This window comes from Bacterioplanoides sp. (assembly GCF_965226395.1).
In the GTDB taxonomy this organism is placed as follows: domain Bacteria; phylum Pseudomonadota; class Gammaproteobacteria; order Pseudomonadales; family Oceanobacteraceae; genus Bacterioplanoides.
Genome location: NZ_OZ245358.1, coordinates 806,225 through 821,624 on the forward strand (window position 1 = coordinate 806,225; position 15,400 = coordinate 821,624).

Here is a 15,400-nt window from a genome sequence, read left to right on the forward strand (position 1 = left end):
ACTGACTGCAGTTCGGGGCTTTTTTATTTGGACTCTGACATTTTATGAACACTTATCTGGTTGGTGGCGCGGTACGCGATGCATTATTAAATATCCCGGTCAAAGACAAAGACTGGGTGGTTGTTGGTGCTACGCCAGAAGAATTGCTGCAACAGGGTTATCAACAGGTTGGTGCCGACTTTCCGGTATTTCTGCATCCACACACCCACGAAGAATATGCACTGGCTCGTACCGAGCGTAAATCCGGTCAGGGTTATCAGGGTTTTGATTGTCGCTTCAGCCCGGACATTACACTGGAAGAAGATTTATTACGCCGTGACTTAACCATTAATGCCATGGCTCAGGACGAACACGGCAACATCATCGATCCATACCATGGTCAGCAGGATTTAAACAATCGGGTGTTACGGCATGTCTCTCCGGCTTTTAGCGAAGATCCGTTACGGGTATTACGCGTTGCCCGCTTTGCAGCACGGTTTGCCACCATCAATGATCGGCCCGGTTTTACCATTGCCGAAGAAACCATGGCGCTGATGCAAAATATGGTTAACGATGGCGAGCTGGATCACCTGGTGGCCGAACGGGTATGGCAGGAAACACAACGGGCATTAACCGAGAGCAATCCACACATTTATTTTCAGGTATTGCGTGATTGTGGCGCTCTGAAAATCTGGTTTAAAGAAATTGATGATTTATTTGGTATTCCACAACCCGAGCAATACCACCCGGAAATTGATTGTGGTATCCACGCATTAATGTCGTTACAAGCTTGCGTACCATTATCCACAAATATTGCGACTCGTTGGGCGGCACTCACCCACGATCTGGGCAAAGCGCTGTCTGATAAAGCCAACCTGCCCCGCCACTTTGGCCATGAAACCAAAGGGTTAAAACCCATTAAAGCATTATGCAAAAAGCTGAAAGCTCCAAAAGACGCACAAGAGCTGGCATTAATTTGCAGTGAATTCCATACCCACGTACATCGTGCGTTGGAATTAAAACCCGAAACCCTGTTAAAAGTGTTTGATCGGGTGGACGCCTGGCGAAAACCAGAACGGTTTGAGCAATTTTTGCTGGTGAGTATTGCCGATTCCCGTGGCCGGACTGGTTTCGAAAACTGTGACTATCCACAAACGGATTATATGCGCGAAGCCTTACAAGTCGCATTATCCGTTACCGCTAAAGATATGATGGCTCAGGGATTGGCCGGGCCAGAAATCCGCGAAGGACTACAAAAAGCGCGAGCGGAACAATTAAAGGCGTGGAAGATTTCTCAAGCTTAAAAATTGCATCGGATATGTTTTCAATAGCAGCAACAGGATGTTGCGGTAGGATCTAGGGCCAGGGATGGCCCACAGATCCGGCGGCTGAAAATATATCTGATGTAATTTTATGGTTCTTATAAAAAGCGATAAGTGTGTATTATTTTTTGTCGCCGCGCAGAAGCCACGTCCCTGTGATCGCTGCGCTAGCGTGACATCCTGTCACTGCTTAAAAAAACAATACACACTTATCGCTATTACTTTTCTACTAAAGCCAAAGACTGATCCTGAATATTTCCCTTAAATTCACTCAGCGACTGCTGGTGTTTAGGGCAAATTAAATCCGGGGCAATATCCAGCAAGGGCGTTAATACAAATGCGTATTTCCAGATATCCTCGCGTGGCAAGATAAAGCGGCTGCTGTCGGTTGCAAATTCCCCTACCACATCACCAAATAATAAAATATCAATATCCAGATGGCGGGAGGAGTATTTCATCGCATCCGGAGCACGGCCAAAATCCATCTCGATTTGTTTCAGTTGTTGCGACAGCCTTTCAGGTGAAAGTGCATCGTCGACCTGAATTTCTAACACCAGATTAATAAATTCCGGGCCATCAAACCCCAATGCCGGAGAGCGATACCAGGGCGACTCGTTAATTAGCGTCAACTCACTCGCCAAGCGTTGAATACCGGCCGCCAGGTTTTCTTCGGCATTCAGATTCGAACCCAGCCCTAAAAATACTCGTTTCATTAACGAGTGCCCGGCTGCGTAGGCAGTTCACCACGTTCAATATACAAACCAACCACGCGTGCCTGTGGCACCACCGCCGGTTTCTCAACCCGCAGGCCAATCCACGGCATACCAAACTCTTTACGTAAGGCATCCGCCAGGCGATCAATTAACGATTCCAGCAGCTGAAAATGTTGCTCCCGGACAAACTGCTCAACAAATTCCGACACTGCCTGATAATTCAACGCATGCATCAAGTCATCCGTTGCCGCAGCGACACGAATATCCCAGGCCATTTCAAGGTCAAAAACCAGCGGTTGGCGCACCTGCTTTTCCCAATCGTACACACCAATCACTGCGTCTACTTTCAGGCCGTGAATAAATACTTTATCCATTGTCATTCTTATCTCTGAACAAGACTCTCGTTAACCGCGCGCGGTGTACTGAACCGGCTCCAACTCCGTCATCGGCCAGCGTGGTACCGCTGAAACGGCTAAATCAGCCTGTTCACCGGCTAACAAACGCTGGGTTCCGGCATAAGCAATCATGGCACCATTATCGGTACACAGCTCTGGACGGGGGTAATACACCGCGCCACCGAGTTTTTCCGCCGTTTGCTGCAATTTAGCGCGCAGGCTTTTGTTGGCACCCACGCCACCGGCAATAATTAAACGGTTTATACCGGTTTGCTCCATGGCACGCTTGCATTTAATCGACAAGGTATCGACCACCGCCGACTGAAAACCAGCGGCAATATCGGCTTTATCCTGATCCGCTAACACACCGTCTTCAGCGTGCGCCAGAATCGTGGTACGGGTAAAGGTCTTTAAACCACTAAAACTGAAATCCAGCCCGGGGCGATCTGTCATTGGCCGTGGAAATTTAAAGCGAGTGGCATCACCACTGTCGGCCAGCATACTCAGTTGTGGCCCACCCGGATAAGGCAGGTTCATCATCTTCGCCGCTTTATCAAACGCTTCACCAGCGGCATCGTCCAGTGATTCCCCTAATAAGGTGTATTCACCAATGCCATCTACCTGTACCAGCTGGGTATGACCACCCGACACTAATAACGCAATAAACGGAAACGGCGGCGGATTATCTTCCAGCATCGGAGCCAGCAAATGGCCTTCCATATGATGAACGCCAACCGCCGGGACATCGAGCGCCCAGGCCAGCGAACGGCCTAAACAGGCACCGACTAATAAAGCACCGACTAAACCCGGCCCACGGGTATAAGCAATACCATCAAGATCGCTCAGGGTCAGGTTTGCTTCTGCCATGACTTCACGGATCAAAGGCAGAGACTTACGAATATGGTCGCGTGACGCCAACTCAGGCACCACACCACCGTATTCAGCATGAACAGCAATCTGGGAATAAACCCGGTGAGCCAGCAAACCTCGCTCGCTGTCGTATAAAGCAATACCGGTTTCATCGCAGGAGGATTCAAGCCCCAGAACGCGCATAAACAACCTCTGATACACTGTATCTTGTCTAGTTAAAGTCGGAAGGTGCGCAATAATACTGCCGCAAAGTACTAAAATCCATGCAGAGGTTTTGCATTCCTCGATCAAAGGCATTAGAATGCCCGCCCTCTAACTGGGGGTCTGTGGTTTTCCCCCGCTAAAACAGAATTTATTAATACACGTAGGTGATTGGATGCCAGCTGTAAAAGTTAAAGAAAACGAGCCGTTCGACGTTGCTCTGCGTCGTTTCAAGCGTTCTTGTGAAAAGGCAGGTGTACTGTCTGAAGTACGTCGTCGCGAGCACTATGAGAAGCCAACCTGGGTTCGTAAGCGTAAAGCCGCTGCGGCTGTTAAGCGCCACCTGAAAAAGGTACAGCGCGAACAGCGTAAGATGACTCGCCTGTACTAATCAGCGACCCATCTTAAGCAATAGCACTCAGAGGTATTTATGAGCACATTGGTTACAACCGTTAAAGATGCTGTAAAAGATGCCATGCGCGCCAAAGACAAACCTCGTCTTGGTGCCCTGCGTTTGATTACAGCGGAATTCAAAAAGGTTGAAGTCGACGAGCGCATCGAAGTTGATGATGCTCGTGCTCTGTCGATCCTCGACAAAATGACTAAGCAACGTCGCGACTCCATTGCTCAATATAAAGAAGCAGGTCGTGACGAGCTGGCAGAAGGCGAGCAATACGAAATTGACGTAATCAGCGAGTTTTTGCCAGAAGCCTTAAGCGAAGAAGAGTTGGCCAAACTGGTGGCTGATGCCGTTGCACAGTCCGGTGCTGCAGGAATGCAGGACATGGGCAAAGTTATGGGCATCCTCAAACCACAAGTGCAAGGTCGTGCCGATATGGCACAGATCAGTCAACTGGTGAAGTCTCAACTGGGCTGATTCCAGCGACGGGTTTGCTTCTGCTTCATTTTGTAGAAACGCCATCAATGCAAATTGATGGCGTTTTTTGTTTTTAGTACATTCAATGCACTAAAAACATATTACTCTAGCTGATACAACGCAGATAATTTTTACCCATGGCTGGACGCATCCCACAATCTTTTATTGACGATCTACTGTCCCGTGTCGATGTGATCGACGTGGTGGATAGCCGTGTCAAATTAAAGAAGACAGGGAAAAACTACTCCGCCTGCTGCCCATTCCATAACGAAAACACCCCTTCTTTCACCGTCAGTCCGGACAAACAGTTTTATTACTGCTTTGGTTGTGGCGCATCAGGCAGTGCACTGAAGTTCGTGATGGAATTTGATGGTTTGAGCTTCCCGGATGCCGTCGAGAAACTCGCCTCTGACGCCAATATGGAAGTACCGCGCGAGCAGGTGTCGTTTGAAGCGCGCCAGGAGCAACAACATCAGCCGTTATTTGGCCAGATGAGCAAAGCCGCCGACTTCTTTGAGCAGATGCTGCGCAGCCATGAACAAAAAGGCAAAGCGGTTCAGTATCTGAAAAATCGTGGCTTATCCGGTAAAGCGGCTAAATTTTTCCAGATTGGTTACGCGCCACCCGGCTGGGACAATCTGCAAAAGCACCTAGCCTCCTCATCCCAGCAAAGTAATGACAAAGACACCATCAAACAGCTGATCAGCTGTGGCATGCTGATCGAAAAAGACGAGCCGGGCAAAGAATACCGCACCTACGACCGCTTCCGTGATCGTATTATGTTTCCAATTCGTGATGCCCGCGGGCGTGTGATTGCTTTTGGCGGCCGGGTTCTGGGTGATGAAAAACCCAAGTACCTCAACTCGCCGGAAACCCCGATATTCCATAAAACCCGTGAACTGTATGGCTTGTATGAAGCGCGTAAGATCCGCCAGAAACTGACCCGCTTTGTCATCGTTGAAGGCTATATGGACGTGGTGGCACTGGCCGAATTCGGTATTCATTACGCCGTTGCCACACTGGGTACTGCCACCAGCGAACATCATCTGCGGCGCTTATTTAAAATCGTGCCGGAAGTCATTTTCTGCTTCGATGGCGACCAGGCTGGCCGTACTGCCGCAGCCCGGGCGATGGAAACCGTATTGCCGCTGTTACAGGACGGCCTACAGGCACGCTTCTTATTTCTGCCAGATGGTGAAGACCCGGATACGTTAGTCCGGGTTGAAGGTAAAGAGGCGTTCGAACAACGCCTCAATCAATCGGATCATTTACCGGAATTTCTGTTTGCCCATTTAAAAGAGCAGGTCGATTTTGACACGCTGGATGGCAAAGCCCGGCTGGATCAACTGGCAGCGCCACTGATCAATCGCTTACCCGACGGTATGTTACGCCAGTTGATGCGTCAGAAGCTGAAAGATGAAACCGGCGTTGAGAGCCATGCTCTTACTAAGCTGGAAGCCGAAGCACCGACACCAACGGCGGAACCTGCCAGCGATGACATCCCAATGCCGGTGATTGATGCTCCTCCCGCGCATTTCGACGCACAGGAAGCTTATGGCCCTCAACCCAGCAGCGATACTCTGGCGCCACTGGTGTATCAGGCACTAACATCTTTGGTGCAAAACCCGGCACTGGCACAAGCGCTGGAGATTCCTGCCTGTGAGCCGGAAAGTGAAATTGAGCGGTTGTTATTTGAAGTTCTGAACCGACTCAAGCAAACCCCACAAAACGATAGCATCGGATTACTGATTCAATGGACCGGTACACCCTTCCAGCAACAACTCAAAGAACTGGCGGAGCAGGCCGAACAACGCATCAGCCCCAGTGCCGCCAGCATTACCGACGTATTAAAGCGTTTGGATGCACGTAAGCATGAACTTGAACTGTCTCAGTTACAGGCATTGCTGGATAACAAGGAAAAGCTGTCGGATGAGCAGCGCGCCCGCTTCAGAGAGCTGAAACTGATGAAGCATCAGCTGCAAAAGAAACGCACCGGCATCTACAGTCGTTAAGTTAAAATCTGTTATCAGCCATTGAAAATGATCAAAGCACCCCTATATACCTTTCTGAGCTGATCAAACTCAGCCCTTAACGACTGCAGCACAGCGAACAACGTGTTATGGCACGTAACCTGGCTCCCATGTCCAAGTACACACCGCCGACAATCAGAAATTAAATGGCCTCAGGCTATGTATTTTCTGGCTAACGCGGCGGTTAAAAGTTATACTTTGGCGTTTTTCTTCCGCCTTAAAAACACGGAATCTAGGCTTCTATGTCATCAACGCAACAATCCCGCTTAAAAGAACTGATCGCAAAAGGCAAAGAGCAGGGCTACCTGACGTATGCTCAGGTTAACGACCACCTGCCAGACGATATTGCTAACCCGGATCAGGTCGAAGACATTATCCGTATGATCAACGATATCGGTATTCCGGTATCGGAAAATGCCCCGGATGGCGAATCCCTGTTTAACGATGCCGCCGATGATGCCGCCGCAGAAGAAGCTGCCGCCGCTCTGGCATTGGTTGAATCTGACGTAGGTCGCACTACCGACCCAGTGCGTATGTACATGCGTGAGATGGGCACCGTCGAGCTGCTGACCCGTGAAGGCGAAATTGTAATCGCCAAACGCATTGAAGAAGGCATCCGTGAAGTGATGTCAGCGCTGGCGTACTACCCGGGTGCCGTTGGTGTTGTGTTAAACGCGTTTAAAAACACCGAAGAAGATCCGAACAAAGTTGGTGATATCTTCAGTGGTTTTATCGACCCATCCGACGAAGACCCTGAGCCTGGTCCTCAGGCTGGCGCTGCTGCTGAAGCCGCCAAAGCTGAGGAAGAAGATAGCGATGACGACGACGTTGAAGGCGATGACAGCGACGATGAAGACGAAGAAGAACAGTCCGGCATTGATATGGCCGAGGTGGTTCGTCGCTTCACTGAAATCTCAGATGCCAATGACGCAGTAGAAGCCGCACTGGAACAACATGGTCGTGCCAGCAAAGAAGCCGAAGCAGCGCTGGAAAAACTGGCCGAAGTGTTTGCACCCATCAAGCTGACACCAAAGTACTTTGATGCATTGGTAGAAGAAGCCCGCGAATCCCTGAATGCTATCCGTACTCAGGAACGTCAGATTATGGTTCTGATGACCCGCAAGTGTGGCATGGATCGTAAAGACTTCATCAAAGGCTTCCAGGGTAATGAAGTTAACAATGAGTGGATTGAGACTCTGATTGAAGCGGATCGTCCTTACTCACGTAAACTGGAAACCTACAAGTTAGATATCTTCCGTTCTCAGAAGAAAATCAAAGCCGTTGCCGAGCGTGTACTGCTGAGCATTCCTGAGATTAAAGAAGTAAACCGTAAGGTTTCCATTGGCGAAGCCCGTGCTCGCCGCGCCAAAAAAGAAATGGTTGAAGCTAACCTGCGTCTGGTTATCTCGATCGCGAAGAAATACACCAACCGTGGTCTGCAATTCCTGGATCTGATTCAGGAAGGCAACATCGGCCTGATGAAAGCGGTGGATAAGTTTGAATACCGCCGTGGTTATAAGTTCTCGACCTACGCCACCTGGTGGATTCGTCAGGCGATTACCCGCTCGATTGCCGACCAGGCACGTACCATCCGTATCCCGGTACACATGATCGAAACCATCAACAAACTGAACCGTATTTCGCGTCAGATGTTGCAGGAAATGGGTCGTGAAGCCACGCCGGAAGAACTGGCCGAGCGCATGGACATGCCGGAAGATAAAATCCGTAAAGTCCTGAAGATCGCTAAAGAGCCGATCTCGATGGAAACGCCAATTGGTGATGATGAAGATTCACATCTGGGTGATTTCATTGAAGATACTCAGTCAGAATCGCCGATGGATACCGCAACCAACGATGGCCTGACCGAAGCAACCCGCTCGGTTCTGTCTGGCCTGACGGCACGTGAAGCGAAAGTTCTGCGTATGCGTTTTGGTATCGACATGAATACCGACCACACACTGGAAGAAGTGGGCAAGCAGTTCGACGTGACCCGTGAGCGTATTCGTCAGATTGAAGCCAAAGCACTGCGTAAATTACGTCACCCAAGCCGCTCAGATCACCTGCGCAGCTTTATCGACGAATAATTGAGCGTTATTTGCTTGCCATAAAAAAACCGCCAGCCTGGCGGTTTTTTTATGGCTGTCTCATTTTTAACCAGTGGCTTTTTATTAGTTAAATCAAAGGGCTGGCGCTTATTACTAAGCGTGGTTATAATCTTGCCACTTCTTAGGGACGAATCAATCGCCCACCCTGAAGGGCCCTTAGCTCAGCTGGTTAGAGCACTCGACTCATAATCGATAGGTCCACGGTTCAAGTCCGTGAGGGCCCACCATTTACGCCTTTAGCGTAAAAAATCCAACACTGTCTTTTAAGTTTTCGGATACATCAGCCAAAGACCGGGTTGCTTCCTGATTAGCCTGAATCACACTGATGGCGTTTTCAGATATATGCGAAACACGCTGCATTGCTGTCGAAATATCATCAATACCATTTACCTGCTCTGCGGCAACCGACACAACCTCCTTAACTTTAGCTAAGGAATCAGAAGCCTGAGTATCAATATCGTGCAGCAACTCAGTCGCTTTAATAGTCAGTGATTTGCCATTTTCTACCTGTGGTTGTGCTTCTTCCATGGCACTGACAGACGCCGCGGTTTCTTGCTGCACTTCATTCAGCATGGCTTCAATCTCGGAGGTCGCTTCTCCTGTTCGTTGCGCTAAGCCCCGTACTTCATCAGCGACCACAGCAAATCCACGACCAGATTCTCCGGCACGCGCTGCTTCAATCGCTGCATTTAACGCCAGCAGATTAGTCTGCTCTGAGATTCCGGAAATGGTATTGGCGATCCCCCCGATTTTTTTCGTTCTGACTTCTAACTGGCGTATCTGCTCCACGGTGGTGTTAACAGTGGCAGAAATTTTTTCCATTTCACTGGCCGTTTCAGAAATAATATCCCTTCCCTGACTGGCCAGTTCGACCGTGACGGTGGAGTTTTCTTCCGTAATAGCAGCCATTTCACTGACCCGGCTCAGGCTGCTGCTGAGCGTATTCAGCTTATCTGCTGCTTCATTAATTAAATCAAATTGTTCAACCGCGGTTGTATAAATTTCATGAGAACCGGACGACACATTATTAGTTTGCTGACTCACCTCACTAGCAGAATTCACAATACTGGAAACGGTATCCGATAGCCTTTCCTGCATCCGTTTTAACGATGCCATCATGCTGTTTTCACATTCTGCTGTTAAGTTATGAGAAAGATCCCCCTCCGCAATACCGGATAGTGCTTTCTGTGCGGAAAATGGTTCGCCACCGAGCGTTTCACGTAAACTTTTTTCAATTAAAAAACCTACAAAAATACTGACCAGCAAAGCACCCAATGTCAGCATAATCATTAAATCGGAGAAACCGCTGGCAACATGACGCGCGGCTGGTGTCGCTTGCTGATTAGCCTTTTCCTGAAAATCAATAAACTCATTAATGGTTGATAACCAGGAAGTAAAAGCCGGCAATGCTTCATCCAGAATCAGTGCATTCACATTTTCACCGCTTTTTTTCGCCGCCAAAATCCGTCCAATAAGGGGTAACGTCTGAGATTGTATCTGACTGATTTCATTGAGAATACGGCGCTCTTCTGAGGTAAACATAACCTCCGAATTTAACATGCTGTTCATCTGGGCTTCTGACTCAGCATAAAACTGTGATAAGCGATTAATCTCTTGTTCAAAGCGGTTAATTTCGGCTGAGTTTCGGGCAATTGCAGCATCGCGAATAGCAATGGCACGATCATGAACACTACCTCTGAAATTAATCGCATGTCGTTGTTTAACTGAATTAACATCGGTAATTTCGGTTAATGCATGATCAATCACACCAACTTTCTGAATACCCAGCGTTGTCAGAATTATCATTAACAACAATATGACGCCGAAGCCAAAGAGCAGCCTTGCTTTGATTGATAAACTTGCCAAAAATGCCATAAGCTTCTCCTGTAAACTGAAGATCTAGACCTTAAACCGGCTCACCATCGACGACAGTTCAGTAGACACAGAGCTCAACCCTTCAGCACCCTCTTTTAATTGTTGCGAACTGTCTTTGGCATTTAATGCTTCGGTATTGATGCTGATAATGTTCTGGTTAATTTCTTCGGCAACTAAGTGTTGCTCTTCTGCAGCGGCGGCAATCTGAGTCGCCATATCACGAATACGGGATACCGAATCTTCGATGGATACAAAAACTTCGCGGGTTTGCTCCGTCGCTTCAACAGTTTCTTTTGAATGCTCCAGGCTGCTGGAGAGTTTGTTAGATACTTCACTGGTTTTACTCACCAACGAAGAGATCATTTTATCAATCTCTTCGGTTGACTCTGCCGTTCGCCCAGCCAGTGTCCGCACCTCATCGGCCACCACCGCGAACCCCCGCCCTTGTTCTCCGGCACGTGCGGCTTCAATGGCAGCGTTTAATGCCAACAGATTGGTCTGTTCCGCAATACCCCGAATGGTATCCAGAATGGTGGTGATATTTTTTGATTCATCCGCTAAAGCTGACATCGCCTGATTCGAATCCTGAATCACCTGCTCCAGCTGCTCCACTGAGCCCGTTGTTTGCTCAATAAAGGTTTGCCCCTGGAGCACATGTTGCTGGCTCTGGTCAGCTGCCTGAGCCGTTTCACTGCAGTTTTTCGCCACTTCATTCGAGGTCGCAACCATTTCATTAAATGCTGTGGCAACCTGTTCTGTCGCATTAGATTGATTGTCTGAAACATGGGTTAACTGATCAGAAATCTCTAACCCGGATTTAGCCTGTACCTGCACATCAGAGGCACGCTGATTAATGTCCGATACCAGCGAATGAATCATAGTGACAAACCGATTAAAGGCCGACGCCATCTGGCCGGATTCGTCATTACTGGTGACTTTCAGGCGGCGGGTAAGATCCCCTTCACCACAAGCCACTTCCTCAAGCCCCTTAGTAACAGCAATAATAGGTCGTGATATCAAATTGCTGGTCCAAAACGCCAGTGCAGCGAAAGCACTGAGCAATACCAGCGCAATAACAATAATGGTGTTACGCAGCTGTGAAGCACTGGCAAATACTTCGGATTCCGGAATTAAGCCAATAAACTTCCAGCCCAATGCCGGAGAGGTATAGGCCGTTGCAAACCATGCTTTGCCATTAAGCACCACTTCTTGCTGACCGTTTGCATTAAACAATGTTTGGTAAACATCACCGATATCACTAACATTTTTGAAATTATTGTCGGGTAAACCACCATCGGCCAATACCACACCGGTTTCTTCCATCAGAATCAGATAACCCTGCTCACCAAACTTTACTGATGTCACCATTTCAGTCAGTTTCGCCAGTGTCACATCCACACCAACCACGCCCTGCATACCGCCGGTTGTGGTAAAGGTATGCAGGTAATCAATTAATGGAGCTCCGGTATTCACGTCTTTGTAAGCAGGAGCCCGAACCGGTTTTCCCGGCGTTTGCTGAGCAGCCTGATACCAGGGGCGTTGACGCGGGTCGTAGTTACCCAGCTTGTTAGTAGGCCACTGAATATAAGCCCCGTCCTGTAAGCCCAGAAACACATAAGCCAGATCCGGGCGGGACTCACCAAACGCAGCCATCAGGCCATAGGCATTATCTTGCGGGCTTCCCTCACGGGCCGTCGGCATGTCTTTTTCTGCCCCCATGTATTTGCTGACCGAACTGTTTAATGCCCGGATTTCACGGGTATTGGCCAGAAAAACCGCATCTTCCGCCAAACCATTAAGATACAGGCTGAAAGCCTCATCGATATGTTTGATTTCGGAATTACTGCGACTCTCAAACTCTTTCACTGCATTATCCTGCAGTTCCATAACAGCCATAACCGTAATAATGGCCAGTGGAATCACAACGGCCGATAACATCGCCGCTGTTAAACGAGTACGAATGTTCATAAGGGTCTCGCAATACAGTATTTAGACTAAGCGTAGACCGTTTTTTGATCTACAAAATTATCAATTGTAGATCGGTAGCAAGATGTAAACCGTGTTTACAAAGCACACACCCTTTCGTATTATTCGTGGTTCGAGGCAGCAACAGCTGCCTTTTTGCGTTTTTAAGGATTCAACGAATTAGGATTTGAACCTATGTCCAATACAACGCCTGGCGCCGGGCAAGCCATTATGAACACCTACGGACGTTTACCGGTGACTTTCACTTCTGGTCAGGGCAGCTGGCTGAATGGTGAAGATGGAAAGCAGTATCTGGATGCACTCAGTGGTATTGCTGTGTGTGGTCTGGGCCACGCTCATCCTGCAGTTACCAAAGCGCTGTGCGAACAAGCAGACAAGCTTATTCATACCTCCAACTTATACGGTATTGAACGTCAGCAAGCGCTGGCGGAAGCACTGCGACGCGTGTCTGGCATGGACAATGTGTTTTTCTCCAATTCAGGGGCAGAAGCCAACGAAGCGGCGATTAAAATCGCGCGCAAATATGGTCACGACAAAGGCATTCATGAAGCCAAAATTGTGGTGATGAGTCAGTCGTTCCACGGCCGCACTCTGGCCACTTTGTCAGCGACAGGTAATGCCAAGGTTCACGAAGGTTTTGGCCCGCTGGTCAGTGGTTTTGTGCGTGTGCCGTACAACGATATTGCTGCGCTGGAAGCTGTAATTCAGGCAGACCCTCAGATTGTTGCTGTATTACTGGAACCGGTACAGGGTGAAGGTGGATTAGCCACCGCCTCTGCCGATTACCTGCATGCCGTACGTGCGTTATGTGATCAGCACGAACTGTTAATGATGCTGGATGAAATCCAGACCGGTAATGGCCGTACCGGCAGCTACTTCTGCTACCAGCAATTTGGCTTTATGCCGGATGTATTAACCACCGCCAAAGGCCTGGGTAACGGTGTACCGATTGGTGCCTGTTTAGCACGTGGTAAAGCCGCTGAGGTGTTACAGCCCGGCAACCATGGTTCAACCTATGGCGGTAACCCGCTGGCGTGTGCCGCTGCGTTTGCCGTGGTTGAAACCATTGAGCAGCAAAAACTGAGTCAACACGCAGCCGAAATGGGCGACTATTTACGCGCTCAATTTAGCGAAAAACTGCAAGGCACGGGCAAGTTAAAAGAAATCCGTGGCCGTGGCCTGATGATTGGCCTGGTGATGGATCAGGATTGCCCGCAGTTGATGGCTCAGGCCGTTACCGAACAACAGTTATTAATTAACGTCACGGCTGGCAATGTGATTCGTTTATTGCCGCCATTAAATCTGAATAAGGAAGAAGCCGACCAGATTATTGAACGCGTCGTTGCCTTAGTTGCGACGCTCGGCTAAGAGAGAATTATTGTGAGACATTTTTTAACCCTGCTGGATCTCTCCCCGGAAGAATTAAACTGGGTGATTAATCGCGCCATCGAGCTGAAAAAGATGCATCGTGCTGGCGACATCCATGAGCCTTTAAAAAACAAAGTGCTGGGGATGATTTTTGAAAAATCCTCAACCCGCACCCGTGTATCGTTTGAAGCCGGTATGGCACAGCTGGGCGGCAGCGCGATTTTCTTATCGCCACGCGATACCCAGCTAGGCCGTGGTGAACCCATCGAAGACAGCGCCCGGGTGTTATCGCGCATGGTCGACGTCGTGATGATCCGTACCTTTGATCATGAAACCGTTGAGCGCTTTGCCGCGTTTTCTCAAGTGCCGGTAATTAATGCCTTAACCGATGACTTCCACCCGTGTCAGCTGCTGGCCGATGTGCAGGCGTATGTTGAGCATCGTGGCAGCATTCAGGGCAAAACCGTTGCCTGGATTGGTGATGGCAACAACATGTGCCATTCCTACATCAATGCCGCACGCCAGTTTGGCTTTACACTGAACGTTGCTTGCCCGGAAGGCTTTGAGCCTGCCGAGCACTTAGTCAACGAAAACGCAGATCGTGTCAACGTGATGCGTGACCCTAAAGACGCGGTTAAAAACGCTGATCTGGTGGTGACCGACGTTTGGGCCTCTATGGGCCAGGAAGACGAACAAGATGATCGTCTGGCTAAGTTCCGGGATTATCAGGTTTCACCTGCCCTGCTGGATCTGGCCAACGATGACGTGGTGTTTATGCACTGCTTACCGGCACACCGCGGTGAAGAAGTCAGTGAGGACCTGCTGGACGACAAACGTTCGGTGGTTTGGGATGAAGCAGAAAACCGTTTACACGCCCAGAAAGCACTGCTGGAGTTTTTGCTCTGCCAGGAAGAGGAATAAGAGTAAAACTCACTCTGTTCCAGATGAAACAAAAAACCGGGCACCTGCCCGGTTTTTTGTTTGTCCTCTTTATATGTACGCTTTTTCTGTTATTGATGATTTATTAGTCTTATGAAATGATCATATTGCTCAGAATGATCATTTTAATCCACTTCAGGTGACACATATGACCACCTACACTGCTACAGATGCCAAGCGTGAGTTTGGTGAGGTTTTACTGAAGTCTCAGAGTGAACCGGTTAGCATCACTCGTAACAACAAGCCGGTAGCCGTTGTTGTCTCTGAAAGAGACTATCAGGAGTTAAAACGTCAGGCACTGCAAGCTGCGCTGATAGAAGGCGAACAAAGCGGAGATGCGGGCGTACTTGATATGGAAGAGATCAAACAAAAAGCCAGACGGAAGGCGGGGTTAATAACGGATGCTCAGGATTCATAAACAAACCAAAGCCGAAGAAGACCTGATCAACATCTGGCTTTATTCCATGGAACGCTGGGGCGTTATCCAGGCTGACCACTATCTGGACCAGTTGAATACAGCATTGATTTCTATCTCAGCTAACCCTGAGATTGGTACTGATTGCAGTAATATACGAACCGGTTATCGTCGGCTTCACATCCGCAGGCACCTCATTTTCTACCGTATTCACAGCCACTACATTGCTATTATCCGGATACTGGGCGATGAAATGGATTATCGACCATTGATAGCAATGAGTTAGCCACTTTCCTCAGGCTATTTTTAATATTTTTATCAATCA

The 15,400-nt window shown here is 48.8% G+C and carries 14 protein-coding genes and 1 tRNA gene; 10 read left to right on the top strand and 5 right to left on the bottom strand.

Features of this window, described 5'->3' with window-relative positions; all coding sequences use genetic code 11:
• Positions 1-44 precede the first annotated feature (44 nt).
• Complete coding sequence (locus tag ACO05E_RS03710; RefSeq protein WP_419811649.1) at positions 45-1,283, top strand: multifunctional CCA addition/repair protein; 1,239 nt, start codon at positions 45-47, stop codon at positions 1,281-1,283.
• A gap of 236 nt (positions 1,284-1,519) precedes the next feature.
• Here the strand turns inward: ACO05E_RS03710 and folK are convergent, their stop codons facing one another.
• The 3 genes from folK to tsaD are packed head-to-tail and all read right to left on the bottom strand — an operon-like array spanning position 1,520 to position 3,462.
• Entirely contained in the window at positions 1,520-2,014 is a 495-nt protein-coding gene (gene folK, locus ACO05E_RS03715) for a 2-amino-4-hydroxy-6-hydroxymethyldihydropteridine diphosphokinase (RefSeq protein WP_419811650.1), read from the bottom strand.
• Positions 2,014-2,394, bottom strand: coding sequence for a dihydroneopterin aldolase (gene folB / locus ACO05E_RS03720; protein WP_419811651.1), 381 nt, complete (start codon positions 2,392-2,394; stop codon positions 2,014-2,016). Before folB ends, folK begins: the two co-directional genes overlap by 1 nt.
• A gap of 24 nt (positions 2,395-2,418) precedes the next feature.
• Positions 2,419-3,462: a tRNA (adenosine(37)-N6)-threonylcarbamoyltransferase complex transferase subunit TsaD gene (tsaD, locus tag ACO05E_RS03725; RefSeq protein WP_419811652.1), complete on the bottom strand. Its 1,044-nt coding sequence runs from the start codon at positions 3,460-3,462 to the stop codon at positions 2,419-2,421.
• A gap of 193 nt (positions 3,463-3,655) precedes the next feature.
• Here tsaD and rpsU point away from each other — a divergent pair, with 193 nt between their 5' ends.
• The 5 genes from rpsU (at position 3,656) to ACO05E_RS03750 (ending at position 8,719) form a co-directional block, all read left to right on the top strand.
• Positions 3,656-3,871, top strand: coding sequence for a 30S ribosomal protein S21 (rpsU, locus tag ACO05E_RS03730; protein ID WP_068441605.1), 216 nt, complete (start codon positions 3,656-3,658; stop codon positions 3,869-3,871).
• Between the two features lie 39 nt (positions 3,872-3,910).
• Entirely contained in the window at positions 3,911-4,357 is a 447-nt protein-coding gene (locus ACO05E_RS03735; protein ID WP_419811653.1) for a GatB/YqeY domain-containing protein, read from the top strand.
• Positions 4,358-4,494: 137 nt separating this feature from the next.
• A complete protein-coding gene (dnaG, locus tag ACO05E_RS03740; protein ID WP_419811654.1) occupies positions 4,495-6,369 on the top strand; it encodes a DNA primase in 1,875 nt (624 codons plus the stop codon).
• Positions 6,370-6,629: 260 nt separating this feature from the next.
• Complete coding sequence (rpoD, locus tag ACO05E_RS03745) at positions 6,630-8,471, top strand: RNA polymerase sigma factor RpoD (RefSeq protein WP_419811655.1); 1,842 nt, start codon at positions 6,630-6,632, stop codon at positions 8,469-8,471.
• Positions 8,472-8,642: 171 nt separating this feature from the next.
• A tRNA-Ile gene (locus tag ACO05E_RS03750) sits at positions 8,643-8,719 on the top strand.
• A 1-nt stretch (position 8,720) separates the two neighbouring features.
• Here the strand turns inward: ACO05E_RS03750 and ACO05E_RS03755 are convergent.
• Both ACO05E_RS03755 and ACO05E_RS03760 read right to left on the bottom strand, forming a co-directional pair.
• Positions 8,721-10,367, bottom strand: coding sequence for a methyl-accepting chemotaxis protein (locus ACO05E_RS03755; protein WP_419811656.1), 1,647 nt, complete (start codon positions 10,365-10,367; stop codon positions 8,721-8,723).
• A gap of 24 nt (positions 10,368-10,391) precedes the next feature.
• A complete protein-coding gene (locus tag ACO05E_RS03760; protein WP_419811657.1) occupies positions 10,392-12,335 on the bottom strand; it encodes a methyl-accepting chemotaxis protein in 1,944 nt (647 codons plus the stop codon).
• 192 nt (positions 12,336-12,527) lie between these two features.
• On the opposite strand from ACO05E_RS03760, the gene ACO05E_RS03765 reads away from it, so the two are divergent.
• From ACO05E_RS03765 to ACO05E_RS03780, 4 genes are all read left to right on the top strand, one after another.
• Positions 12,528-13,721 (top strand): aspartate aminotransferase family protein, encoded by a 1,194-nt coding sequence (locus ACO05E_RS03765; protein WP_419811658.1) that lies wholly within the window; start codon positions 12,528-12,530, stop codon positions 13,719-13,721.
• Between the two features lie 6 nt (positions 13,722-13,727).
• Positions 13,728-14,642: an ornithine carbamoyltransferase gene (gene argF, locus ACO05E_RS03770; RefSeq protein WP_419813654.1), complete on the top strand. Its 915-nt coding sequence runs from the start codon at positions 13,728-13,730 to the stop codon at positions 14,640-14,642.
• A 166-nt stretch (positions 14,643-14,808) separates the two neighbouring features.
• On the top strand, positions 14,809-15,078 hold the full coding sequence (locus ACO05E_RS03775; protein ID WP_419811659.1) for a type II toxin-antitoxin system prevent-host-death family antitoxin: 270 nt from the start codon (positions 14,809-14,811) through the stop codon (positions 15,076-15,078).
• Complete coding sequence (locus ACO05E_RS03780; protein ID WP_419811660.1) at positions 15,062-15,361, top strand: type II toxin-antitoxin system RelE/ParE family toxin; 300 nt, start codon at positions 15,062-15,064, stop codon at positions 15,359-15,361. The genes ACO05E_RS03775 and ACO05E_RS03780 overlap by 17 nt, the downstream gene beginning before the upstream one ends.
• The last annotated feature ends 39 nt before the right edge of the window (positions 15,362-15,400 follow it).